The organism is Streptomyces thermovulgaris (assembly GCF_002155915.1).
Classification (GTDB): Bacteria; Actinomycetota; Actinomycetes; order Streptomycetales; family Streptomycetaceae; genus Streptomyces; species Streptomyces thermovulgaris.
Map to the genome: position 1 here is coordinate 1 of NZ_MUME01000478.1, position 204 is coordinate 204.

The following is a 204-nucleotide window of genomic DNA, read 5'->3' on the forward strand; positions in this document are numbered from 1 at the left end:
CCGCCGCCGACGCACATCGTCTCCAGGCCGAACTGCTTGTCGTGGAACTGGAGGGAGTTGATCAGCGTGGCGGTGATGCGGGCGCCGGTCATGCCGAAGGGGTGGCCGACGGCGATCGCGCCGCCGTTGACGTTCAGCTTCTCCAGCGGGATGTTCAGCTCGCGGTAGGAGGGGATCACCTGGGCGGCGAAGGCCTCGTTGATC

The 204-nt window shown here is 67.2% G+C and carries 1 pseudogene; it reads right to left on the reverse strand.

Annotated elements, in window-relative coordinates:
- Positions 1 to 204: pseudogene (locus CCN35_RS29820) on the reverse strand (acetyl-CoA C-acyltransferase); the annotation flags it as partial.